Genomic DNA, 21,962 nt, shown 5'->3' with positions numbered 1-21,962 from the left:
TGCGCCATAATTCGAACACACACTCTAATCGCTGTATGGTCAGACATCGCGTCGCGCATCTCACCGACACCCAGGAGCGGATCCTCCGCTGTATCCGCGAGGCCATCACCGACCGAGGCGAGGCGCCGACCGTGCAGGAGATCGGGGAGCGGGTCGGCATGCGCAGCCGCGCCTCCGTGCACTACCAGCTGGGGGAGCTGGAGACGAAGGGTGCGATCGTGCGGGAGCGGGGCCGGCGCCGCGGGATTCGGCTCGCGTGATGGGAGGCCAGCGCTACCACCTGACCCTCGATGGCCGTTCCGCAATGCACGGCTGGTGGGGACGCGAGGCGACCGCGCGGCACCAGTTCGCCAGCTGGATCGGCGAGCGCGGCAGGCCCGGCGCCCGCATCGTCCTCGTGGACGAGCAGGAGCACCGGGTCCTCGCGTCCTGGTCCGACGAGGCGGACCACCTGCCAGACTGACCGTGCCCCTTGCTTCCACCCCCGTCGGCGAGGGGCACCTCGTTGTCAGTGGCGGCTCGTACAGTGGTTCCATCATCCGACCGTGTACAAGTGGCCAAGTCGGGTTCGCAGTTGCTGCCGCCCTTGCCGAGCGTGGAACCCCGGCGAGGGCGCTGCTCTAGGGAGGGTGTCACGCCGAACTTCAAGACCCTCGCCGAGCTGGCCTCCTGGCATGAGCAGCAAGCCGACCCGCTCGCACGCCCTCAGCGGCGCGTGGCCGTGCTCCTTGAGCACCAGGAGTCTGCGGTTCTTCTGCGTCGCATGATCGGTAACCGCGCCTTGGTCGACCCGAACCGGCTCACCCTCGCTGGCCCGCTGCCCCTGGAAGCGCCTGGCCTGTGGTGCGAGCGCCACGGCTACCGCTGCATTTCCAGCCGGGGAGCTGTCGGTGTCATCGCACAGCGCGGCAGCGAGCTGCCAGTCGCCGCGACCCTTGGGGACACTCTGGTGTGGGACGGGAAGCAGATCACTGTGAAGGATGCCGGGCGGCCTGCATGAGCGCCATCTCCATCGTGCACCGGTACAGGCCCGCCTGCTCGGCGTGCGCGGTCAAGGCCGCGGGCATGAAAGAGCCCCTGGGCACCACCCCAGAGGGGCATGCTGGCTGCACCCTCGAAGGCTTACGTCAGCACCATCACCGTAGCTGCGAGCCGGGCCTACGACTCCTCAGCCTTGGGGAGTTCGGCGGGGATCCCTAAGAGGAGGACGCCGCCCGCCTCTCCCACTTCTTCCGGCACCCCGACGACGGTGCACCGCCACCATTCTTCGGCCGCTCGTTCGGCCGGAAGTACTGCTGGCGGAGGGCTGTTGTGAGTACGGTCTGAGGCATTGTCAGTGATGCTTCGGAGGGGGCTCAATGACGGGAATTGAGATCGCGGTCGGGTACGTGTTCGCGTGGGCGGTCCGCAAGGCACAGCGGGTGGCCGGGCGGGCGGACGCGGAGGTCGACAGGGGACTGGACGCAGGGATGGACCGGCTGCACGACCTGGTCGTGCGCAGGCTCGGCTCCGACCCTGCGCTGCAACGCGCGGAGGAGGAAGCGGCCGCCGGGCAGGCGGAGCCCAGCCTGCGCACGCGGCAACGCCTGGAGCTGGCTCTGGAGGAGGCCGTCGAGAGCGACACGGAGTTCGCTTGCGCCCTGCTCAAGGCGGTGGAGGAGCTGCAGGCCCGGCCCGGCGCAGCAGACGGGGTGTCGGCCGGAGACGGCGGACAGGCCGTTCGCGGAGACGTCGACATCCGAGCCGATGGAGGCTCGGCAGCCGCGCTGCGCATGGGGGACGTGATCGTCGGAAACCCTCCGCGTCCGGGGGCGCCTCAGGGCTGAGCGCACCCGGCGCTGTACAGGCCCCGCACATTACCGCGCACACGGCCGTCTACGCCGGCCATCAGAGTCTGGCCGTCGGCCACGCCGACCAGGTCAACTTCCATGGCCCGCCGCGACGCCCGGTGTCCTGGCCGCACCAGGTCGGGGTCCTTCCCCGGCAGGCCGACTGCTTCCAGCACCGCAGAGCGGTCGAGGAACTCCAAGAGGCGGTGGCCGACGGGGGCACGGCGGTGCTGAGCCAGGTGCTGGCCGGGCCCGGCGGGGTCGGCAAGACCCAGCTCGCCGCCCACCACGCCCGCCACAACTGGGCGAAACGTACGGTGGATCTGATGGTGTGGGTAACTGCCACCACTCGCGAAGCGATCACCGCGGCGTACGCCCAGGCCGCCGTGGAGATCCTCGACGCCGATCCGGCTGCTCCGGAACAAGCCGCGCAGGCATTCCTGGCTTTTCTCGAACCCAAGCAGCCCGCCAACAGCGGCAGCGACAGCCCTCGATGGCTCATCGTCCTGGACGACGTGGCCGACCCCGCCGACCTGCGCGGCCTGTGGCCTCCCGCCAGCCCCCGAGGCCGCACCCTGGTCACCACCCGCCGCCGTGACGCCGCCCTGACCGGCCCCGGGCGACGCCTGATCAAGCTCGGCCTGTTCACCTCAAAGGAAGCCACCGCCTACCTCACCGCGACTCTGACAGCCCACGGCCGCTACGAGCCTGCCGGGGAGCTCGCGGCCCTGGCCGACGACCTCGGACACCTACCGCTGGCCTTGGCCCAGGCGGCCGCCTACGTCATCGACGCCGGATTGGACTGCGGCACCTACCGCACGCTGCTGGCCGACCGATCCCGCGCCCTCGCTGATGTGCTGCCCGACTCCAGCGGGCTGCCCGACGACCAGGCCACCACCGCGGCCGCCGCGTGGTCCCTGTCGATCGAACGTGCCGACACGATGCGCCCTGTCGGCCTGGCCCGCCTGATGCTGCAGCTCACCTCGATGCTCGACCCCAACGGCATCCCCCACGCCGCCCTGACCAGCCCACCCGTCCTCACCTACCTCACCGGACACCGCCCCCAGCCACCGGATACCGGTAAGGCGCAGGGGCGACTGCGGCGATGGCCATGGAGCAGGCAACCGAAACGGATACTCCTTGCGTCCGAGGAAGCCGAGGGTGCGCTGCAGGCCCTGTACCGCCTCAGCCTGATCGACTACGCCCCCAGCACCCCCCACCGGGCCGTGCGCGTCCACCAGCTCATCCAGCGTGGCGTCCGCGATCCTCTCCCGGCCGACCAACACGACCAGCTAGCCCGTACTGCCGCCGACGCCCTGATCGCGGCCTGGCCTGACATCGAACGTGACACCGACCTCGCCCAGGCCCTGCGCGCCAATACCTCCGCGCTCGCCAGCCACGCCGCGGACGCCTTGCATCGGCCCAAGGCACACCTGGTGCTGTACAAGATCGGTAACAGTTTTGGCAACGCTGGCCAGGTCATCGCCGCCCGCGACTACTATCAGCATTTCGTCGAAACAACCCGCTACCACCTTGGCGCCGACCACCTCGACACCCTGGTCGCCCGGTCCAATCTCGCCAGGTGGCGTGGGGACGCGGGAGACGCGGCCGGCGCCGCGACCGCATTCGCCGACGTGCTGGACGACTTGGTGCGGGTGCTGGGCTCGGACCACCCCGACACCTTGGCCGCCCGGCATGGCCTCGCTCTCTGGCGGGGGGAGGCGGGGGACGCGTTCGGTGCTGTCAGCGCATACACCGACCTGCTGGACGACATGGTGCGGGTGCTGGGACCCGATGACACGGGCGCCCTTACCGCACGCAGCAACCTCGCCTACTGGCGGGGCCATTTGGGAGACGTGGCCGGCGCCGCAGCCGCGTGCGCGGACCTGCTGGAGCATCAGCTGAGGGTGCTGGGACCCGACCACCCCTCCACCCTCAGCACCCGCCACAACCTCGCGGGGTGGCGGGGGGAGGCGGGGGACGCGGCCGGCGCCGCGACCGCATTCGCCAACCTGCTGGAGGACATGGTGCGGGTGCTGGGCTCGGACCACCCCATCACTCTCTCCACCCGGGGTGGTGTCGCCAGGTGGCGGGGGGAAATGGGAGACGTGGCCGGCGCCGCAGCCGCGTACGCCGACCTGCTGGAGCATCAGCTGAGGGTGCTGGGACCCGACCACCCCTCCACCCTCAGCACCCGCCACAACCTCGCGGGGTGGCGGGGGGAGGCGGGGGACGCGACCGGCGCCGCGACCGCATTCGCCAACCTGCTGGAGGACATGGTGCGGGCGCTCGGCCCGGACCACCCCGACGCCCTCTCCACCCGGCGCAACCTCGCCCACTTCCGGGGGGAAGCGGGGGACGTGGCCGGCGCCGCAGCCGCGTACGCCGACCTGCTCGACGACTGCATGCGGGCGCTCGGCCCGGACCACCCCATCACTCTCTCCACCCGGCACAACCTCGCCCACTGGCGGTTTGTAGCAGCGAACGGTAACGATCGTTTGTGATACACGAAGGCGCCTTCGGCTGGCTCGGCCGCCACCACCGCGTCGAAGGTGACGTGTGGTGGGTCCAGGGCGACATGGACCGCGCGGCCGCTGCGTATGAAGCGGCCCGCAGCGAGGTAGAGGAGCACGGCGTCGCCGACGAACGCGCCCACCGCCAAGCCGAGCACGCCTTCGTCCTCGCCTTCACCGACCCCGCTCTCGCCGACGACGAACTCGACCTTGCCCAGCAGCTGCTGGCTGAGCTCGACGTGCAAGCTACCGCCTTCACCACCCGGATCTCCACCCTCGTACGCGACGCTGACGCGAACGTCGACGACTGGGCCCGCGCGCTGCGCACCGACATCCACACCACCGGACTGGAGTACGCCGAACTCACCCAGGATCTCGCCCTCGCCTTCCACCACACTGTCTGCGGCGCACGCTGCTCCTCGTAGCACGGGATCGACGAAATCCGCACGAAGCTCCTCGGACTGCTGTCGGTGGTGAACGGGGCGGGCATCGGACTGCTGCTCAGCAACAAGACACCAGCTGCGGAGCGGTTCTGGACGCCGGTGCTCCTTGGCGAACAACAGCAGGCGCTCCCTTGGCGCAGGTCCTGGTAGCCCTCCTGGGAGGGGTAGCGGCCACCCTCAAGGAGCTCGAAGTGTCTCCAGGCTGCGCAGATGTCGGGCCCGAGGTCTTCGATGATCCTCAGGGACCAGTCGAGCGGCGCGTCCATCGTGGCTGTGGCAATCCGTGGCATGGCGTTGAACCGGCCCTGGGGCAGTCGCTCGACCAGGACGTCGATGGGGGTGCCGTTCCACGGGACGGCGGTGGCCAGCCGGCACTCGGCGGGCAGATGCTCGCTGTAGGCCCACAGGGCGCGGACCGCGTTGAGCAGCTGGTACTTGGCGCCGTCGCTCGCAGACAGGGCGCGTACGTGCTCGAGGTACGCATCGAGCAGCCCGTCGTCGACTTCGCTCAGCTGCTCAGCGTCGTGGTGCTCCAGCCCGATGGCAAAGGCCCGCAGGCGTATGAACCAGATCTTGATGTTGCCGCAGATGGCCTGGTCATGGGTCTTCTGGCCGCTCATGACGACGGGGTGGGGGTGGTCCAAGGTGGCGAGGACGAAGCACTTGAACTGGTCGGCCACCGTGGGCGGGTAGGTCTTCCAGTGCAGGTTGATCGCGTCGACGTGGCGGTCCGGGCGGGCGGGTGTCAGGGGCCAGATGCCGTCGTCGAAGGCGGCTATCTCCAACGAGGGAGTGCCGCGGTGTACAGGGTGGCCGCGCAGGACAAAGGTGTCGCCGGCGGGCCAGGTCATCTCGTCCGAGGTCTGGGCGCGCATTGCTGCTTCGCGGGCCGGCATCGAGGATCCATCCTTGCGTCCGCGAGTTCGTCGGCCAGCTGCCGGTTTCGGTCCGTCATGCGCGCTCGCACCTCGACGCCGAACGCGCCGAGCAGACCCTCGACCAGATCCGCGAACACCTCCCACAGCTCCGGCCGCACGAACAGATGCCCCAACCCGCCAGCGAGCGAAGCGAGTTCCTCGGCCCACCCCTCCACGTGCTCAGGCGCCACACCGACCAGCATGACCACTCAAGAACAGCAACGATCACCAGACACAAGATCTGATGCTGTAGTACTGGTCGCGATTCCTATGTCGCGCTTCTGATTTGGGGTTGGCATTCATAGGCGGTAATTGAGTCGACGTGAGTGTTTTCATTGCAGGGCGGTAGGTGCCGGTCGAATGCAGTTGAGATCGCGCTGATATACGTCTCCCAGTACGTCAACAACCTGTAGGCGAACATCGATCCTGGATAGACGCCCTACGGCGTTGGCCCCTAAGGCGAGAATTTCCATTCCTTGCCTTGTGTCTGTAGTCATGGGTATGGAGGCGCCTGAACCGATATGTGCGAGGAAGTAGTCGTCCATCCAAACGAGGCCGGCTCTATTTAGCGCACCGACGGCTTCTTGCCAGGAACACCAGCCGGTGGGAACCTCAGTGCCACTGGATTGGGTTTGATTGACCTGTAGTCGATAGCGCACAGAGCGCACCACAGAACGGCCGCCGCCGCCATTGACAATGCGGACGGTGCGCTTCGGTTCCGCGAGTGCATCGCTTCTCCACGGACCTGCCGTCCAGCTGAGGACTGGGTGCATGGTCATTGACAGTTGGGCGCGAGTCACAATGACACCGACAAGCAATGTGACGATCGCTGCGCATGTCGAGGGTTCGAGCAGTGCGAAGCGCCACGGCCACTCGGTGCGTAAATCTTTATCGAGATTGACCTTCACAGTCTCCCAAATCAGGTCAATGAACACGAGCCCGAGGAGTAGCCGCGGCAAAAGGAAAGTACTGCGGCTCGTTGAAATCCTTCGTTGATCCCATAGTGAACCGTCCACGCATCCCCCAGGTTTCGCAGTCCCCTGGTCTCAATCATCAAGCGCCCCGTGTGGTACAGGCAAGGAGCTGTCAGTCACAGCAGTCCTTCATCTGTGGGCAGAAGCCGCAACAACTGTCACGGAGCGGATACTGACGATGTAGTTGGGGGTCAGGGCATCGCCGCAGTCGTGGCTTGCGTGGGTTGGCCCGATATGTGCCGGTGGTGGCCCAGATGCGGGGCAGGCACGACTTTCCAAGATCATGTGGGTGATGAGCCCAGTGAGCTCTTTCAGCGTTGCCGCTCCAGGGTGAGGACGGCCGCGGCGATTGACGTCATTCGATTCGGGCTGCATCGCGCTCTGCGGAAGATCCGCCAGGACTTCAGACGGGCGACTCCGCCCTCGACCGGGGCCCGCGCCTTCGACAGCGCTCGGTTGACGGTCTGTTGGGTGAGCGTCAGCTCGCCTCCCGCGGGCCGTCTGGCCGGTGTGGTCACCCACGCGCCGGCACCGATGTAGGCGCGATCGGCCAGGATCGGCGCCCCCTGGCGCTCGCAGATCCTGATGATCCGATGGGCACGGGCCGCGGTCAGATCATGGCAACGCCCCGGCAGGGCCGGTGACAACCACAGCACCTCGCCGCGAGGGTCCGTGACCACCTGCACGTTCACCCCATGGCGACGGTGCTTGGCCGAGTAGTCGGCGCGACCGTCGCCGAGGCGGTCGCACTCAGCCAGGGTGCCGTCGAGCAGGACGAACTCGGGGTCTGCCTCGCGCAGAGCACGCAACAGACCGGGCGCGCGGGCGGCCAGGAGATCGATGACCGCGGTGGTGTAGGCGTGCGCGGTGCCGACCGAGATGCCGAACCCCGCGGCGATCTGCGCGAGCGGCTCGTGCTTGCGCAGGTACACCAGAGCGACCAGGGCACGCTGGTGCGGCGGGAGCTTGCAGCGGCGGTCACCCTCGCGGGTGACGATGAGCATGGTGACCCACTCGATGAGCGCGTGGGGCAGGTCGAGTGCGGCAGGATGTGGCACCAACAAGGCTCCTGCGCCGATGGGTTGAGACTTCGAACACCTCCCTCAACGGCACGGGAGCCTTGTACGTTGTGGCCACGGCGCCTGTCACTCGATCGGTGGCCACGCTGAAAGAGCTCAGTGTCTTCTCCCAGCCCCTCATCCCACTCCCCCCAGCGTGTGTCTCTGCCCGTATGCATTCGCCGACCGTAGACGCCAAAGCCGGACCGCACGGGACGAAGCGACAGCCGCGCCATCCCGACGCCCACCTTCGGCGCCACCACCGACCCCGTCGCCCGGGAGAGAGCCGCCCGTGACCTGCAGAACGCCCTCACCGAGGCGATCGCAGCACCCCTCACCCAGGCCAAAGCCGTCCGACAGCAGGCCGTGCTTGAACTGCGCCAGACCCTCACCCTGGACAAGGTCGCGAAGCGACTCGACTTGTCCGTCCCGCGCGTCGACCAACTGGTCAAGGGCAAGTAGCGTCGACTCCGTCGCATGAACCGTGCGCCCTTCGGCCCGACCCCGTGAATACGCTTCGAGACGTATGGCTGCCGCACGACCGGTACGGGACGGTTGACGCTCCACGACGCAACCACGGGAGCCAATTCCGCTGCGGGGGAAGCAGATGCCCATAGGTGAAGCATTGACGCTGCTCGGATTGCTGTTGACATTCCTCTCCGTCGGTTTTACTGGACGTCAACTTCAGCGGTCAAGGCAGACCACTCAAGCGGAATTTCTCTTCAACATCACTACATGGTTCCTGGACGACCAATCGGTACGTGAGCTCTACTACAAGCTCGACTATGCCACCTGGACGTTCGACGAAAATGCATTTACAGGCAGTATTGATGAGCCCCACCTGGACAAGCTTTTGTATATTTTGAACCTAGTCGACCAGCTAGCCGAGTCGGGGCAAATAAATAAATCCGGGCTTCGGATATTGGAGTTTGAAGCGTCGCGAGTCCTCCATAATCCAGAAGTGCAAAAATACTTCGAATGGCTAGACAAGGAATATCGCCGGGTCGGCCGACCGGGCCCTGCATACTCTGGCGCACGTCGCTGGTCAGAGCGCCTTCGGACTTCAGGAATCGCCGACGGTACTGCAACGACGTTTACTAGTGAACGGCCGAGTGTAGGGTCCTGAACGGGACTTACGTGGCTCATTCGGCCCCCGCAATTTGGGACCGCTGTGCTGCTGATATGCAGTCCCGCCTGAGACTGTGAAGCACAATCCGAGATCCGACAGCAACGGACTTGTAGCGTCTCATGCACCGCTTCATATGTGGACGTTCTGGCCTGGACATCCCTTTGGGTGTCTCCCGCCGAGACACCCAAGACCTGTCTCATCCTCGTGCCATATCCTTCGCCTCAAGGCCACGCAGGTCTCCGCGCCCCTTTGGCACGCCTGTGTCGTTAGGGGTGCCTGTTGGCATCGTGATCACTGGCGACGGAAGAGTGCCTGGGCCATTCTGGAGACCATTCCCGGTGACAGCCCCTCCCGGATGCCCAACGGATACCCCACGGGGGATGCCCCCTGCAGCTCAGCTGCCTGCAAGCGACTTGCCCGCACCGAGCCGAGCAGACAGAACGCCAGAGCCCCTGAAGCGGCCACTGCCGGCGGACCACCGAGCATCTCTGCGCCAGCTCCAATCACGGCAGACGGAGCCAAATCCTTCAAGCTCAGCACTGCCCGGACAGGCTCCAGCTTTGCCCGGCGCACTGCCTTCTCCAGCTCCCGCAGCCTCGGCTCGACGTATCCCTCGGCAAGAACCTCAAACTTGGCTGAACGTACCCGCTCATCCTCGGTCGCCGCCGCATCTGCGAGATACTCGGACAGCGAATTGACGAACTCCCGGAACGCCCGGAGCTCGCCCAACAACTCCCCTCGAACCTTGAGCAAGCGTTTCAGTGGCAACCGTTCAATGCCAGCTGGAACCACCGTGTGCAGCACGGTCAGAGCAAAAGCCTCAGCGACGCTGCCCGCATCAGGCACATTGCGCCCATTGTCGCCCTCCTCAAGAAGAACCCTCGCCAGCGTCTGAACCGTCCAGCCATTCAGCACGGCATGCTCTTCTGGACGATCAGTGATCGTCTGCATGCCGTTACGTCGGGCGAGCTCATCGGCGAGAGCGCACTGGTACACCAAAGCCACTTGAGGGTGAAGTCCGAGCCACGGGTAATCACTGACATCATTGGTCGCAACCGCGAGGCCTGCAGTAAGAAGTTGATCTGTTAACCCGGCCCCGACGCGAGAGAAGTGCAACCACCCGAGGTGGCTGAGTTCGTCAGGTACGGACATGTGGAGCGGGTACCCGTCCTCGCCCGTCTCAAGGTCCACTACGACTCGCCCCTGGGCCAGGATCTCGTCTGGCAACCTGTACCGGGCCGTGAGCTCTGCGTAGCGCTCTCTGAGTAGTTGGGCGAAGTAGGTCTTGATATCCATGTCGTGCGGAGGCTCGAGATCCAGAAGCAAGCCCTGATCAACGAGCTCCTCAATACCCCGGGTGTCGCGGGGACAAAAGCCCTGGGGCACGATGCGGCCGATCTTTGACCAGTACAGCAGCGCAAGTCGCAGCCAGGACTCGTTCCGAATCTCTGGATGCGGGTAGTACAACCAGATCTCAGCCATTTCGCCCTCCTCAAGACTTATAGTCGCATCGGAGGCGGTGATGTCGTCGCGGAGGCGCGCAATCTCGGCGAGGGCGCGCTCCAGGCGGCGGTAGCCCCGCTTGGCGAGCAGACAGTCAGCCGGTGAAGGCGTCACCGAAACTGGGCGCCGAGGTGGCGCGGCTGGCGTAACGACCTCGACGACACACGGGCGTTGATCGCTGTGTCGGCCGCGTTCCAGCCGCAGCAAGAGCGACCAGGACCCCGCCACCTGGCAGCCGCTGGCCTCCGCCTACCGCTGCCAGTACGCCAGCGACTGGATCGCCGACAAGACCCAGTTGGGCCTCGCGGTCGACCCCGTCGAACATGCAGTCCGGGCAAGTGACCTCGTACACGCGCCACGGACGCGGCATCGCCCTTTGCTTGGCCTTCCGCTCATCCACGATCGGCTGCAACCGCTCATCGTGGGGGCACTCGCGCACCGCGCTGACGTCAGCCCCCTCGGCGAGAACGCAGTCCTTGCCCTGGCCCGCGTGGCAGCGCGGACAGCTTCTCTGGATCCAGTACCGGCGAGCCACCTGCTTGTACAGCGGCCTCGACGGCACGTACACGCCGTCAGCCGGATGGCGTCCCGCGTGATGGTGTACCTGATCGACGTTGAGTAGTGCGCCGGTGTGCTCCGGCTGGTGGCGTCCACTCCCTGCGCATAAGGCGGCCGCGGTGCAACTTTCCCTGGTGAACGCCGAGTTCATCTACGAGAGGAGGTGCCCGGTGGGTATGTCCCAGTCTGAACTGCTCCGTCTTCTGGAGTCACTGCGTTCGGTCGAGGGACTCGAACTCGTTCGCAGCATTGCCGAGCGGATGGTGCAGGAGCTGATCGAAGCGGAGGCCGCGGCAAAGATCGGAGCCGAGTGGAACGAGCACACCGAGAATCGCACCAACTACCGCAACGGGCACCGGGAGAAGACGCTGACCACGCAGGCCGGCGACCTTGAGCTGGGCATCCCCAAGCTGCGGGCCGGCAGCTTCTTCCCCAGCCTGCTGCAGCGGCGGCGCCGTATCGACCAGGCCCTTTACGCGGTCATCATGGAGGCATACGTGCACGGGGTGTCCACCCGCAGCGTGGATGACCTGGTCGTGGCCCTGGGGGCGGACACCGGGATCTCCAAGAGCGAGGTCTCGCGGATCTGTGCCGCCCTGGACGAGCAGTTGACCGCCTTTCGCACCCGCTCGCTGGACCACACCCGCTTCCCCTGCCTCTACCTCGACGCCACCTACTGCAAAGCGAGGATCAACCACCAGATCGCCTCCCGGGCCGTGGTGATCGCCACCGGTATCACCGAGGACGGCGGCCGGGAGGTCCTCGGTGTGATGGTCGGCGACAGCGAGACCGAGGCGTTCTGGACCGAGTTCCTGCGTCACCTGCGTGAACGTGGCCTGAGCGGGGTCCGCCTGGTCCTCGCCGACCACCACAGCGGCTTGGTCGCCGCGATCCGCAAGGTGATGATCGGCGCCGCCTACCAAAGATGTCGGGTCCACTTTCTACGGAATGTCTTCGGCGTGATCCCTAAGGACGCCGGTGAGATGGTCGCCGCGACGATCCGCACGATCTTCGCCCAGACCGGCGAGAGAGCGGTCCGGACCCAGGTCGACACCGTCGCCGACATGCTCGGCGCCCAGTTCCCCAAGGTCAGGGAGATGCTGCTGGAGGCGAAAGACGACCTGACCGCTTTCGCCGTCTTCCCGGAGCGGCACTGGAAGAAGATCCAGTCGACGAACCCGCTGGAGCGGATCAACCGGGAGATCAAACGCCGGACCGACGTCGTCCAGGTCTTCCCCAACGACGACGCGCTGCTGCGGCTGGTCACCGCCGTGCTCTTCGAGATGCACGACGAATGGATCGCCTTCCCTCGCCGCTACCTCCCCTAAGGCAGCATGGACGAGATCTACCGCGAACTCCCCGAAAGCACCCCCGCGCTACCCAACACCCCGAACACGCCCACCAGTTGATCCACTACACCATCACAAGGGACACGATCTGGTAGGCACGGCCAGCGAGTACGGGGACACCCTGTCGTTCGCAGATCCGGATGATCCGATGGGTGCGGGCCCCGGTCAGGTCGTCACACCGGCCCGGTGCTGCGGGCGGACAGCCACAGCAGACGACCGGCCGGATCCGTCACGACCTGCACGTTCACCCCGTGCCGACGGTATTTGGCGAAGTAGTCGGCCTGGCCGTCGCCGAGGCGATCGCACTCGGCGCGGGAGCCGTCCAGCAGGATGTAGTGGCGACCGCTCTCGCGCAGGACCCTGAGCAGGCTCGGTGCCCGGTCGGCGAGCAGGCGTCCAACACCGGACTCTGATTCGGCACCGTGCCATTGCCTCACTGGTCGGCGTATCCCCGCGGCCGGGCCTGAACAGCAGAAAGAAGAATCGAACTGGGCGAAGGTTGCACCTTGTTGGGGGCGATGGATCACCATGAAGGAGTGATCGCGACGAACCGCGGTGAGCGCACCGCAGCAATCAGCCTGTCCAAGGTGCGGGAGCGGGCCCCGGACCTGGTCAGCCTGTACAAGTCGGCGGGCGCAAGTGTGCGCAGCCACGGGATGGAGGGGATACGGGCCGCGGTGTACCTGGTGCTGGACCGTTCCGGGTCGATGAGGCCCTACTACAAGGACGGCACCATGCAGCATCTCGCTGAGCAGGTTCTCTCGCTGTCCGCCCACCTCGACGACGACGGCAGCGTGCCGGTGGTGTTCTTCTCCACCGACGTCGACGGATCCACCGACCTCAGGCTCGGTGGCCACCGCGGCCGCATCAACAAGCTCCACGAGAACCTCGGCCATATGGGGCGCACGAACTACCACTGGGCCATGGACGAGGTCATCGACCACTACATGGCATCCGGCAGCCGCTCCCCCGCCCTCGTCATCTTCCAGACAGACGGTGGCCCCACCAGCAAACTCGCCGCCGAGCGCTACCTGTGCAAGGCCGCCCGGCTCCCCCTGTTCTGGCAATTCATCGGCTTCGGCGATCCTGACGACAACGAGTTCACGTTCCTGCGCAAACTCGATACCCTCGCCGTCCCGGCCCGCCGCATCGTCGACAACGCCGGCTTCTTCCACGCCGGCCGCAACCCACGGACCGTCGACGACCAACTGCTCTTCGACCAACTGCTGCAGGAATTCCCCGACTGGCTGACCGCCGCCCGCAACGCCCATGTCATGCAGTGACGTACTGGCGCTCGAACGCTGCACCAGCGCAAGCAGAACTGGCATGGCCGCCGGCGAGCGCGCTCAAGGCCCTCTCCGCGGCCCGTGGCGGGGTCTTCGCCAAGTCCCCGCGGGTGTCGGCGGCAATCGCCAAGCCTGTCGGCACGGCCTCGTCGAGCTCGCGCGCTAATCGCGAGGGCCGATCTGCTTGGTCAGACGCCCAGCGATGCCGTCCACTTTCCTCGGGACAGATGGCACACTCCGTCCGGAGTGATCTCCAGGCGGCTGCCGTACAGCGGCAGTTGGCCCTCTGCATTGAGGCGGTTGCGGATCCGCTCCAGTTCGTTCCACAAGCGCCGGGGGCCGCCCTGGTGAACTTCCGGGGGGGCCAGCCATTCAGCCGTCGCACGGGCCCATGAGCCGTCCGTGTGCACCAGGCAGGCGGTCCGGCGACGCCCGTTTTCCTCATAGTGCAGCTCCACCCCCGGCGTGGTGACCTCCAGCATGGAACGCAGTTCCCACGCTGCGCTCACGTCGAGGACGGGGTATCGGCCCGCCGTCACCTCGTCGCCCTCGGCCTGCCGGGCGTGCGCGAGCAGGGCGTCAGGGCCAGGGGTGTAGTCGGTGCTGTGCCGGGTCTTCATGAAGCCCGCCCAGTCCCGTTCCACCTGCCCCACCGCCCCGCCGTTCTCCGCTTTCCACGCGGTGAGGATCAGCGACGTATTCGCGAGGGTCGTCACCAGGCGTCCGCCGGGGCGCAGAGCCCGCAGCACGGGCACCAGCCCACGGCCCGGCTCCAGGGCCACCGTCGCGATGATCCGGTCGTAGGTGCCGGGAATCGCACGGGTGGCGTCCATGGCGAAGAACTGCGGATACAGGCCCATGCGAGCCAGCCGGCCGGCCGCCGCATCGGTCAGGTACGGGTCGACGTCCACGCTTGTCACGTGCCGGCTCCCCAGGCGCTGCGCCGCATAGGCGGCCAAGCCGCCAGCTCCCGTGCCCAGGTCGAGCAGGTCCAGGCCCTGCGTGAGACGAGCGTGCCGCAGGAAGCGGACCACGAGGCTGGGCAGCGTCGCCGACGAGGTCGGCAGACCGGTCGGCTTCTCGTCACCTAGGGCGTGGTCGGCGTGCAGAGCGCCGATGCTCGTCACCAAGGACGTGTCGCAGTAGGCCGCCGCCAACCACGCCTCGAGGTCGCAGGGGCCGTCGCGCAGCACCCACTCCCCCGCCACCTGCTGCCACCAGCGCGGCACAAGTTCGTGGCGGGGGACGGCGGCCACGGGCTCACGCCACCGCGAGACGCGGTCAGTGACCTCGTCGGCGAGTCTCGCCGCGTGCTCTTCCCAGTCCACGCCGCTCCTCCTAGTACGCGGGGTTGCACGCCTCGGTGTTCGCCGGATCGCAGTCACCCGAGTCGTCCGGCGTGCAGGCGGCCTGCGAGCGGGGCGGAATGCCGGCGATCGTGTCCGCCCACTGCGGACTTCCCAGGATGTCAGCCAACCGCCGCTCACGGACGTTGCCCGTGGGCAGGAACCGCGACAGCACGCACCCGGACAGGTCACCGTTGGGCAGCACGGCCGCCCGTCCCCGCCCGCAGTTCCCGCACAGCTCATCCACGCTCGGAGCCTGGCCCGGCCACCCGGCCCGTCCGATGGCCCGCGCACGGTCGGTCTTGATCTGGGACACGCCCATGGAGACCAATTCCTCACGGGCTTCGGCAACGTGCTGACCGAGAAGGACCTCGACGATGCCGGCGCGTACGGTGATGCCGCGCCGGACGGCCTCACGGATGTTGCACCGGGTTCGTGTGTAGCTGCCCGTCCGGCCCGTGATCTTGTCGTGTTCGGCTGGGTCGTTGCTGTAATAGCTGGTCGCCAGCGTGACGCCGTTCCGTTCGAACACCTCCCACCACGTATCCCGCACGTGGAAGAGATTGCTGTAGACCTGCACGCGCAGTCCCAAGGACAGGGCGAGATATGTGTACTGGATCCAGTGCGGGTTGAGAGTCGGCTCACCGCCGATGAGCTGGACTTGGCCAATCCCCAGCGCCGCAGCGTCGACGATGACCGTCTGCCAGTCGGCAGGGGTCATGGTGCCGTGCGTCGCCCGCGGACTGGACTCGGACAGGCAGTGTGAACAGGTGAGTTGGCACTTTCCGGTGATCTCCAGCTCCAGCACGTTGATCCCCGCGAAGGGTTTCGGAACCGGGGCGTCGATGAGCGTGGTCATGGGCAGTACTCCTCGTTTTGCCGGGATGTGTGGGATGCCAGTGACGGGCCTTGCGAACGGCCCCGGTCGCCCTCCGCCCTCGAGGCGACCGGGGCAGCGGTGGTGCCCGCCTTCGCCGGGACAGGGGAAGACCACCGGCGAAGGCGGCGATCAGGGCGAGGACGCAGCAAAAGCGACCGCCACGCCGACAATGAAGCCGCAGGAAACCGAGATCACGACGAGGAACAGGGGCCCCGCGAAGCGCCCTACCCAGCCCGCCGCCCGCCCCGCTGTGCAACGCCCGTTCACAGTCCCTGCCCCGCCCTCGCGTTGGCCGCCTCGACGCCGGCGCTGAGCCGTTGCGCCGCAGTGGCCGGACGGATCTGGTCGGGGTCTGCCTGCCACTCACGGCCACCGCCCACCGGGCGCAGCATGGCGTAGGGTCCGGCCATGTCCCGGTACTCACCCACCTTGCGGGTCGCCGGGTCGTACATCAGCGTCCCGCGCTGAAGGACCGTCGAGTCCGTCTCCGTCTGCCGTGCCATCACCACTCCGTACGCCTCGGTGTCCGGCTGTACCCAGTCGGGCAATCACGTTGTGTATGACCAGCGTTGAGCGGCGAAGCGTAGGCTCGCCAGTAGGTGCCAGGTGACAAGTGATTTGTCGCAAGGGGGAGTTAATCCATGGCCAGTACTTACGGTGATTGGCTCAGGCAGCAGCGCGAGGCAGCCGGGCTCACCCAGCAGGACTTGGCTGTCGCCGCGGTGATGACGCGCTCGCATATTTCACACATCGAGGCGGGGCGCCGCGTCCCCTCCAAGGAGGACGCAAATCGGCTTGATCGAGCCCTGAACACCGGAAACGTGCTCAGCAGCTTCCGGCCGGATGAGAACAGCAGACCAGTCGGAAGTCACTTCGAGGTCGCTCGGGAGTTCGAGCAACAAGCCACGATGATCCGTGAGTTCGCGTTGTCGTACATGCCCGGAATCCTTCAGACCGAAAGGTATGCGCACGCGGTTCTGCGCGGGGCGGCGTTCCCTCCCTTGAGCGGCGAAGAACGTGACAAGGCCGTTGTCACACGGCTTGAGCGGTCAGAGATCCTCGCCAATCCGGCAAGCCCCGTGGTCTGGGCATTGCTGGACGAGGCGGTATTACGTCGCCCTATCGGCGGGTCCGACGTCATGGCGGAACAGATCCTGCGCGTCGTTCGCCTGGTCGAGACCGAGCGCATACGTGTCCACGTGATGCCGTTCAGCCTGGGCGCTCACCCACTGCTGCAGAGCCTCGTGACGCTGATGTGGTTCGAGGACCAGCCGCCGGTGGCCTACGTTGAAGGCCTGCACACAGGCAAGGTGCACGATGCCCCCGCCATGGTCGAACGGTTCCAGGGCGCCTACGATCTCGCGCTAGGCGATGCACTGCCGCTGAAAGAGTCACTTGCCCTGATGAGGGCGACAGCGAAGGATTACGGACACCATGACTGAGCACCTCATTTCGGACGCTTCGAGGCTGAGCGGCTGGCGCAAGTCGTCCTACAGCGGAGGCGATGAAGGCAGTTGCGTTGAGGTACTGGACGCATACCCGGTCGGCGTTCCCGTCCGTGACTCCAAGGTCAAGACCGGTCCGGCCCTGGTCTTCGGGCACCCCGCATGGGCGGCGTTCGTCGAGGCCCTCTGACCGGTCCACAAGCAGCAGGGAAGCCTCTTCGAGGGACTTGCCTGCTGTACGCGATGCGTGACGCCGGCAGCGGTCACAGGTGATCTTTCAGGCGCGGGTGGCGTCTTCGGGCCAGAGCATCCTGACGGGCACTCCCTTCTACCGCGCGTACGTGACGACGTCGGCTGTGCCGCCGTAGCCGCGGGCGGGCTGGCCGTCCCGGACCGCGAGGAGTTCGCCGACCTGGTCCACGAGGAGCGAGCCGGCCGAAATTTCGTACAGGAAGCAGCCCTCCGGGAGGGAAGTTGCGGCTCACTCCTTCATGCCCTCGGGGACCATCTGCGCGTCGTTCGGCAGCTTCAGGACGATCGGGGTGCGGGGAGCCATCGGCTTCTCTCCGCGGACGACGACCGTGTCCCGGAAGATCTGCTCGAGCAGAGCCGCGACCTGCGGCTGCACCGCGCCCTGCCCGGAGATCACTGCGCGCAGGAACCAGCGGGGGCCGTCCACACCGACGAACCGCACGACCTGGAAACCACCCGTCCCATCCGGCAGCTGCACCGGCACCTGCGCACGCAGCTCCCAGCCCAGCGGGCCCTCAACCTCGTCAATGACACCGCCCTGCCCGGTGATGCCGGAGGCGATCTCCTCACGCACCTCGCCCCAGATGCCCTCGCGCTCGGGAGCGGCGAAGGCCTGCAGCTGGATGGCGCTGTCCTTGAGGACCACGGTCGCCGCGACGATCGCGTCGCCCGCGACCTCGACCCGCAGCTCCATACCGTCCACCCCGGGCACGAAAAGACCACCCAGATCCACCCGGCCCTCGGCCGGATCGCGGACCTCGGAGATGTCCCACGGGCCGTGCCGCTGGGCCCCGGTGGCTTTGCCGGACCGGCGGGTTTGCCCTCCGTCCGGTGAGGTGAGTGGTTCGCCGGCCACGGCAGGAGTGGTGTCGTCCGAACTCGCCGCCGGCGCGGTGATGTTTGTGGGTGTGACAGCGTTGAGGTCCGCGTACGCCACCACCACCCTGTACTCCAGTTCGGCCCACATCTGCGGTCGTTGTTTGACCCGGGCGGCGTGCAGCCGCTCGTAGACGTAGTCGTACAGGTCGTGCACGCTCACTAGGCCGTCCCGGTTGCCGTCCGCCTCGCCCGAGCGCAGCCCGTCGATGATGGCGCCCGTGAAACGGGACGGTTCGGGTTCCAGCTCGCTGAGGTGGTTGCCCTCCCAGGCGTATTCGGTACGGTTGGTCGCCGTCAGCACCGCGCGGCCGTGCCCGGCCAGTTCATCATTGACATGCACCGCCGTGTCGCCCTTACTGCCGGGCAGGAACGCACCGCTGTAGCAGCAGTCCAGCAGCAGCACGATCGACCTGGCACGGCTGCGGCGCATCTGCGTGTGCAAGAACGCAGCCGCGACGCCCGTAGAGGCAAGCAGCTTCCGGTCGGTGTCCCGGGCCGCGAAAAACAGCTCACCGCTGTCGTTCTTGATGCCATGACACGACAGGTGCAGCAGCAAAAGGTCTTCTCTGCTGCGGTCAAGGAAGAACCCCTCGATCTCACGGTTCACCTCGTGATGGCGCCCGTCGACAACGGTGCGCACCTCGAAGTCACCGATCCGAGGATCTCGGAGAACCCCGGCCAGACCCTCGGCATCCCGCACCGGAGAACGCAGCTGCTGCAGACCGGGATGATCGTAACGGCCCGTGGCAATGAGCAGAGCAAAACGGCCCCCAGACACAACAGTGACCTCAAACTCCCCCAGCCGAACCGGGATCCGGTACCGGTCCAGGCGGGGCCTGGGACGCGGCTCCCGCTGCGGGCTCCGGCGCCGACGCATGCCGGGCAATGAAGGCATCAATCAACCGACGCTGGTCTGCCGAAGAGACCGCCTCCACCTCCAGGCTGTCCTCGCCGACCGTGATATTCACCGTCCGTACCGGCCGGTGCTCGATCCACGACTCCAGCAGCCGCACCACACTGCGCATCGCGAACGGCGCCACCGTCACCACCAACGCGCCCAAGGCAAACACCTCACCCGGCTTGGCCCCCTCAGGGGCCACCCCCGAACGCTCCAACACGACACCGTCAACCTCAAGTTCCAGCACTCGCTCCCGCAACTCAAGCGTGTACGACTCCAGTTCCTCCCGGTCACTGTCCGCACCACCCCTGAGCACCAGACTCAGCCACTGCACCGTACCGTCATCCGTCAAGATCCCCACCCCCACACAACTGACGCACGATCAGCGTAACCAAAACCGGCCCCCGCAACGCCCGGCGCGGCACCGGACCTCAACGCATTCCGCGGAGAGCGACGCTACGGGCCCACCCGTGCAGGGGGCCTTCCCCGTGATCGTGGACACCGGTTGTCATGCGGCGGTGGCCAGCGTAGTTGATCGCTGTTCGTAGGTGATCGGGCTGATCTGGCCGAGGCGGGAGTGCCGTCGGTGGGTGTTGTAGCGGGTCGCCCAGCGGAAGACCGCGAGACGGGCCTCACTGGCCCCGTTCCACCGCTTGCGGCCCTGGAGCGTCTCGCGCTTCATGGTCGCGTTCAGACTCTCCGCGGCGGCATTGTCCGCACTTGTGCCGACCGCGCCGCGCGACCTGGTCACGCCCAGCTCCGAGCAGACCTGGGCGAACTCCTTCGACACATATTGCGCCCCGTTGTCGCTGTGAAATATCGCCCCGTGCAGACCGTCCCGGCCGCGGGCCCTCGCTGCGGCCCTGAGCGCGTCGGTGACCAGCGAGGTCCGCATGTGGTCGGCGATCGACCAGCCCGTCAGGCGTTTCGAGCACAGGTCCAACACCGTTGCCAGATAAAGGAATTGGCCGTTTCCGATTGGGAGATAGGTGATGTCTCCCACGTACTTGGTGTTCGGCTCCTGGGCAGCAAGGCCCCGCTGGAGCAGGTCCGGCACCGGTGTCGCTGACGGCTCGGGAATGGTGGTGCGGACCTTCTTGCGCAGGTGCAGCCCGACGATGTGGAACTTGCGCATGACGCGCTCGACCCGCTTGTGATTGACCGGCCTCCCGGCCTCCTTCAGCTCGGCGGTGATGCGCGGAACCCCATAGGTGCCGTCCGATTCCTGATGGATCCGGTTGATGTGCTCGGCGAGCTCGGCATCCGCCCTCGCCCGGCCGGCCCGCGCGGATGCGCCAGCCAGCCACCGGCAGAAGCCGGAACGCGAGACCGCGAGTATCCGGCACAGCCGCTTGACGCCGAAGGCGCCACGGTGATCCTCGACGAACTGGAAGCGGCTGCTCACCAACTGGTCTCCGCCGCAAAATACTTCGCGGCCCTCCGCAGGATCTCCCGCTCGAGCTCGAGTTCCTTCACCCGCGCCCGCAGCTGCCGGTTCTCCTTCTCCATCGCGGTGGCCTCCACCGCCCCGGGCCGGGCACCCTGCTCGGCATCCCGCACCCACGTGCGGAGCGTCTCGTGGTTGACGCCCAGGTCCTTGGCCACCGACGCGTACGCCCCACCCGGGCGCGAGTGATACAGCGCGACGGCATCGGCCCGGAACTCAGGCGAGTACTTCGACGTCCCCAACGGGAACTCCTGTCCTATGGATCATCACGATCCAATGATCAGGGTGTCCACGCTCAAGGGGAAACGCCCCAGGTCTACTGCTGTCCGTCTAGACCCGGATTGCGCACGTGCCTCGTTCGGTTGGAACGGGGGAATGTGCGGTGCCGGATGGGTGGTCTGTTCGTTGATGTGATGTGTCGATGATTTCGCGTGCCAAGCGGCCACGGGTGCACCGTCCACGGATGAACGTGGAGATTGCACCGGTGGTGGAGAGGCGTCTAGGCGCTCTGCCTGCCTCTGCCGAGTTTCTGCGCCGGCTGGACGTGGTCGGGATCATCGACGAGCTGTGCCCGGTCCGTGAGGTTGCGCATCTGACCCACGGGCAGGTCATCGAGGTGCTGGTCGCCAACCGGCTGTCCGCGCCCGCACCGCTGGTGCGGGTCGGTGACTGGGCCCGTGACTGGGCCGTCGAGGAGGTCTTCGGGATCGAGGCGGACCTGCTCAACGACGACCGCATCGGCCGAGCGTTGGACGCCATCGCGCCCGAGCTGGAGCACATCGTCGGCACCGTCGGCGCGAGCGCGATCGCCGAGTTCGGCATCGATGTCTCGCGCCTGCACTGGGACATGACCAGCATCTCCCTGCATGGCGCCTACGAGAGGCCGGAAGAGGGGTTCCCGCAGGTCAAGTACGGTCACCCCAAGGACCGCCGGGCGGATTTGAAGCAGATCCAGGCCGGGATCGCGGCGCATCTCGCGGACCTGGCCACCGCCCGAAAGGTCATCGCCGAACTCGCGCCGACCGGCGACGGAGGCGAGCTCGATCCGCCCGCGCAGGCCACTGCCTACCAGGCCATCGTGAACGCCTTCAACCAGCACCCCGACCAGGCGTTCCGGGTCCGTGAACTGCACGAACTCCTCGGCATGCCCACCGACGACCCGGTCATGAACGTCACCCGCAGCCGCCTCGGACGCCTCACCCGCCAAGGCTTCCTCACCCAACCCGGACGAGGCCGCTACCAGAAACGGACTTAAC

20 protein-coding genes and 4 pseudogenes are annotated in these 21,962 nt (G+C 66.8%); 12 read left to right on the top strand and 12 right to left on the bottom strand.

What is annotated here, in order from left to right:
• Positions 1-35: 35 nt before the first annotated feature.
• The 6 genes from AB5J50_RS50620 (at position 36) to AB5J50_RS50595 (ending at position 4,767) form a co-directional block, all read left to right on the top strand.
• Complete coding sequence (locus AB5J50_RS50620; RefSeq protein WP_369265228.1) at positions 36-260, top strand: MarR family transcriptional regulator; 225 nt, start codon at positions 36-38, stop codon at positions 258-260.
• On the top strand, positions 260-463 hold the full coding sequence (locus tag AB5J50_RS50615; protein ID WP_369265227.1) for a hypothetical protein: 204 nt from the start codon (positions 260-262) through the stop codon (positions 461-463). Before AB5J50_RS50620 ends, AB5J50_RS50615 begins: the two co-directional genes overlap by 1 nt.
• Before the next feature lie 90 nt (positions 464-553).
• Positions 554-1,000 (top strand): hypothetical protein, encoded by a 447-nt coding sequence (locus tag AB5J50_RS50610; RefSeq protein WP_369265226.1) that lies wholly within the window; start codon positions 554-556, stop codon positions 998-1,000.
• Between the two features lie 358 nt (positions 1,001-1,358).
• Positions 1,359-1,826, top strand: a complete 468-nt coding sequence (locus AB5J50_RS50605; RefSeq protein ID WP_369265225.1) for a hypothetical protein — start codon at positions 1,359-1,361, stop codon at positions 1,824-1,826.
• A gap of 122 nt (positions 1,827-1,948) precedes the next feature.
• Complete coding sequence (fxsT, locus tag AB5J50_RS50600; RefSeq protein WP_369265224.1) at positions 1,949-4,333, top strand: FxSxx-COOH system tetratricopeptide repeat protein; 2,385 nt, start codon at positions 1,949-1,951, stop codon at positions 4,331-4,333.
• Positions 4,330-4,767 carry a hypothetical protein gene (locus AB5J50_RS50595; RefSeq protein ID WP_369265223.1) on the top strand — a complete coding sequence of 146 codons (438 nt, stop codon included), beginning with the start codon at positions 4,330-4,332 and terminating at the stop codon, positions 4,765-4,767. The genes fxsT and AB5J50_RS50595 overlap by 4 nt, the downstream gene beginning before the upstream one ends.
• Positions 4,768-5,632: 865 nt before the next feature.
• Here the strand turns inward: AB5J50_RS50595 and AB5J50_RS50590 are convergent.
• From AB5J50_RS50590 to AB5J50_RS50580, 3 genes are all read right to left on the bottom strand, one after another.
• A complete protein-coding gene (locus AB5J50_RS50590; RefSeq protein WP_369265221.1) occupies positions 5,633-5,911 on the bottom strand; it encodes a hypothetical protein in 279 nt (92 codons plus the stop codon).
• A 123-nt stretch (positions 5,912-6,034) separates the two neighbouring features.
• Positions 6,035-6,637, bottom strand: a complete 603-nt coding sequence (locus AB5J50_RS50585) for a hypothetical protein (protein WP_369265220.1) — start codon at positions 6,635-6,637, stop codon at positions 6,035-6,037.
• Positions 6,638-6,987: 350 nt separating this feature from the next.
• Positions 6,988-7,737, bottom strand: a complete 750-nt coding sequence (locus tag AB5J50_RS50580; RefSeq protein WP_369265219.1) for a transposase family protein — start codon at positions 7,735-7,737, stop codon at positions 6,988-6,990.
• A 604-nt stretch (positions 7,738-8,341) separates the two neighbouring features.
• Here AB5J50_RS50580 and AB5J50_RS50575 point away from each other — a divergent pair.
• A complete protein-coding gene (locus tag AB5J50_RS50575; RefSeq protein WP_369265218.1) occupies positions 8,342-8,860 on the top strand; it encodes a hypothetical protein in 519 nt (172 codons plus the stop codon).
• 294 nt (positions 8,861-9,154) lie between these two features.
• On the opposite strand, the gene AB5J50_RS50570 is transcribed toward AB5J50_RS50575, so the two are convergent.
• Positions 9,155-10,345 (bottom strand): DUF6236 family protein, encoded by a 1,191-nt coding sequence (locus AB5J50_RS50570; protein WP_369265217.1) that lies wholly within the window; start codon positions 10,343-10,345, stop codon positions 9,155-9,157.
• Positions 10,346-11,094: 749 nt separating this feature from the next.
• On the opposite strand from AB5J50_RS50570, the pseudogene AB5J50_RS50565 reads away from it, so the two are divergent.
• Positions 11,095-12,246, top strand: a pseudogene (locus tag AB5J50_RS50565) (IS256 family transposase); the annotation flags it as partial.
• Positions 12,247-12,361: 115 nt separating this feature from the next.
• On the opposite strand, the pseudogene AB5J50_RS50560 reads toward AB5J50_RS50565, so the two are convergent.
• Positions 12,362-12,665 (bottom strand): annotated as a pseudogene (locus AB5J50_RS50560) (transposase family protein); the annotation flags it as partial.
• Positions 12,666-12,809: 144 nt separating this feature from the next.
• Between AB5J50_RS50560 and AB5J50_RS50555 the strand changes: the two are divergent.
• Entirely contained in the window at positions 12,810-13,556 is a 747-nt protein-coding gene (locus tag AB5J50_RS50555) for a VWA domain-containing protein (protein WP_369265216.1), read from the top strand.
• Between the two features lie 191 nt (positions 13,557-13,747).
• On the opposite strand, the gene AB5J50_RS50550 is transcribed toward AB5J50_RS50555, so the two are convergent.
• The 3 genes from AB5J50_RS50550 to AB5J50_RS50540 form a co-directional block, all read right to left on the bottom strand.
• Positions 13,748-14,887: a methyltransferase domain-containing protein gene (locus tag AB5J50_RS50550; protein WP_369265215.1), complete on the bottom strand. Its 1,140-nt coding sequence runs from the start codon at positions 14,885-14,887 to the stop codon at positions 13,748-13,750.
• 10 nt (positions 14,888-14,897) lie between these two features.
• The gene (locus AB5J50_RS50545; RefSeq protein ID WP_369265214.1) at positions 14,898-15,764 is read right to left on the bottom strand and encodes a radical SAM/SPASM domain-containing protein; all 867 of its coding nucleotides are present in this window, start codon (positions 15,762-15,764) and stop codon (positions 14,898-14,900) included.
• A gap of 284 nt (positions 15,765-16,048) precedes the next feature.
• Positions 16,049-16,333, bottom strand: a complete 285-nt coding sequence (locus tag AB5J50_RS50540) for a hypothetical protein (protein ID WP_369265213.1) — start codon at positions 16,331-16,333, stop codon at positions 16,049-16,051.
• A gap of 93 nt (positions 16,334-16,426) precedes the next feature.
• Here AB5J50_RS50540 and AB5J50_RS50535 point away from each other — a divergent pair, with 93 nt between their 5' ends.
• The gene (locus AB5J50_RS50535; RefSeq protein WP_369265212.1) at positions 16,427-17,227 is read left to right on the top strand and encodes a Scr1 family TA system antitoxin-like transcriptional regulator; all 801 of its coding nucleotides are present in this window, start codon (positions 16,427-16,429) and stop codon (positions 17,225-17,227) included.
• Entirely contained in the window at positions 17,220-17,420 is a 201-nt protein-coding gene (locus AB5J50_RS50530) for a DUF397 domain-containing protein (RefSeq protein ID WP_369265211.1), read from the top strand. Before AB5J50_RS50535 ends, AB5J50_RS50530 begins: the two co-directional genes overlap by 8 nt.
• A gap of 294 nt (positions 17,421-17,714) precedes the next feature.
• On the opposite strand, the pseudogene AB5J50_RS50525 reads toward AB5J50_RS50530, so the two are convergent.
• The 4 genes and pseudogenes from AB5J50_RS50525 to AB5J50_RS50510 all read right to left on the bottom strand — a co-directional run.
• Positions 17,715-18,260 (bottom strand): annotated as a pseudogene (locus tag AB5J50_RS50525) (DUF3710 domain-containing protein); the annotation flags it as partial.
• Positions 18,261-18,446: 186 nt separating this feature from the next.
• Positions 18,447-19,238, bottom strand: a pseudogene (locus AB5J50_RS50520) (caspase domain-containing protein); the annotation flags it as partial.
• Entirely contained in the window at positions 19,150-19,611 is a 462-nt protein-coding gene (locus AB5J50_RS50515) for a hypothetical protein (protein ID WP_369265210.1), read from the bottom strand. The pseudogene AB5J50_RS50520 and the gene AB5J50_RS50515, both read right to left, overlap by 89 nt.
• Before the next feature lie 156 nt (positions 19,612-19,767).
• Positions 19,768-20,948 (bottom strand): IS3 family transposase gene (locus AB5J50_RS50510; protein WP_369265209.1). Its coding sequence is split into 2 segments (ribosomal slippage): positions 19,768-20,681 and positions 20,681-20,948, totalling 1,182 coding nucleotides; the frame shifts between segments, so codons are not numbered across the junction.
• Between the two features lie 221 nt (positions 20,949-21,169).
• Between AB5J50_RS50510 and AB5J50_RS50505 the strand changes: the two genes are divergently transcribed.
• Positions 21,170-21,961 (top strand): DUF4277 domain-containing protein, encoded by a 792-nt coding sequence (locus AB5J50_RS50505; RefSeq protein WP_369265208.1) that lies wholly within the window; start codon positions 21,170-21,172, stop codon positions 21,959-21,961.
• The last annotated feature ends 1 nt before the right edge of the window (position 21,962 follow it).

It is taken from the genome of Streptomyces sp. R35 (assembly GCF_041053035.1).
Classification (GTDB): domain Bacteria; phylum Actinomycetota; class Actinomycetes; order Streptomycetales; family Streptomycetaceae; genus Streptomyces; species Streptomyces lutosisoli.
Note: the sequence above shows the minus strand (reverse complement) of the source record. Positions and strands in the feature narration are given on the sequence as shown.

Bases quoted from the DNA above. Each gene is read 5' to 3' on its own strand.
- AB5J50_RS50535 (WP_369265212.1), top strand. From the start codon at position 16,427: ATGGCCAGTACTTACGGTGATTGGCTCAGGCAGCAGCGCGAGGCAGCC.
- AB5J50_RS50505 (WP_369265208.1), top strand. From the start codon at position 21,170: ATGAACGTGGAGATTGCACCGGTGGTGGAGAGGCGTCTAGGCGCTCTG.
- AB5J50_RS50545 (WP_369265214.1), bottom strand. From the start codon at position 15,764: ATGACCACGCTCATCGACGCCCCGGTTCCGAAACCCTTCGCGGGGATC.
- AB5J50_RS50615 (WP_369265227.1), top strand. From the start codon at position 260: ATGGGAGGCCAGCGCTACCACCTGACCCTCGATGGCCGTTCCGCAATG.
- AB5J50_RS50575 (WP_369265218.1), top strand. From the start codon at position 8,342: ATGCCCATAGGTGAAGCATTGACGCTGCTCGGATTGCTGTTGACATTC.
- AB5J50_RS50605 (WP_369265225.1), top strand. From the start codon at position 1,359: ATGACGGGAATTGAGATCGCGGTCGGGTACGTGTTCGCGTGGGCGGTC.
- AB5J50_RS50570 (WP_369265217.1), bottom strand. From the start codon at position 10,345: ATGGCTGAGATCTGGTTGTACTACCCGCATCCAGAGATTCGGAACGAG.
- AB5J50_RS50530 (WP_369265211.1), top strand. From the start codon at position 17,220: ATGACTGAGCACCTCATTTCGGACGCTTCGAGGCTGAGCGGCTGGCGC.
- AB5J50_RS50620 (WP_369265228.1), top strand. From the start codon at position 36: ATGGTCAGACATCGCGTCGCGCATCTCACCGACACCCAGGAGCGGATC.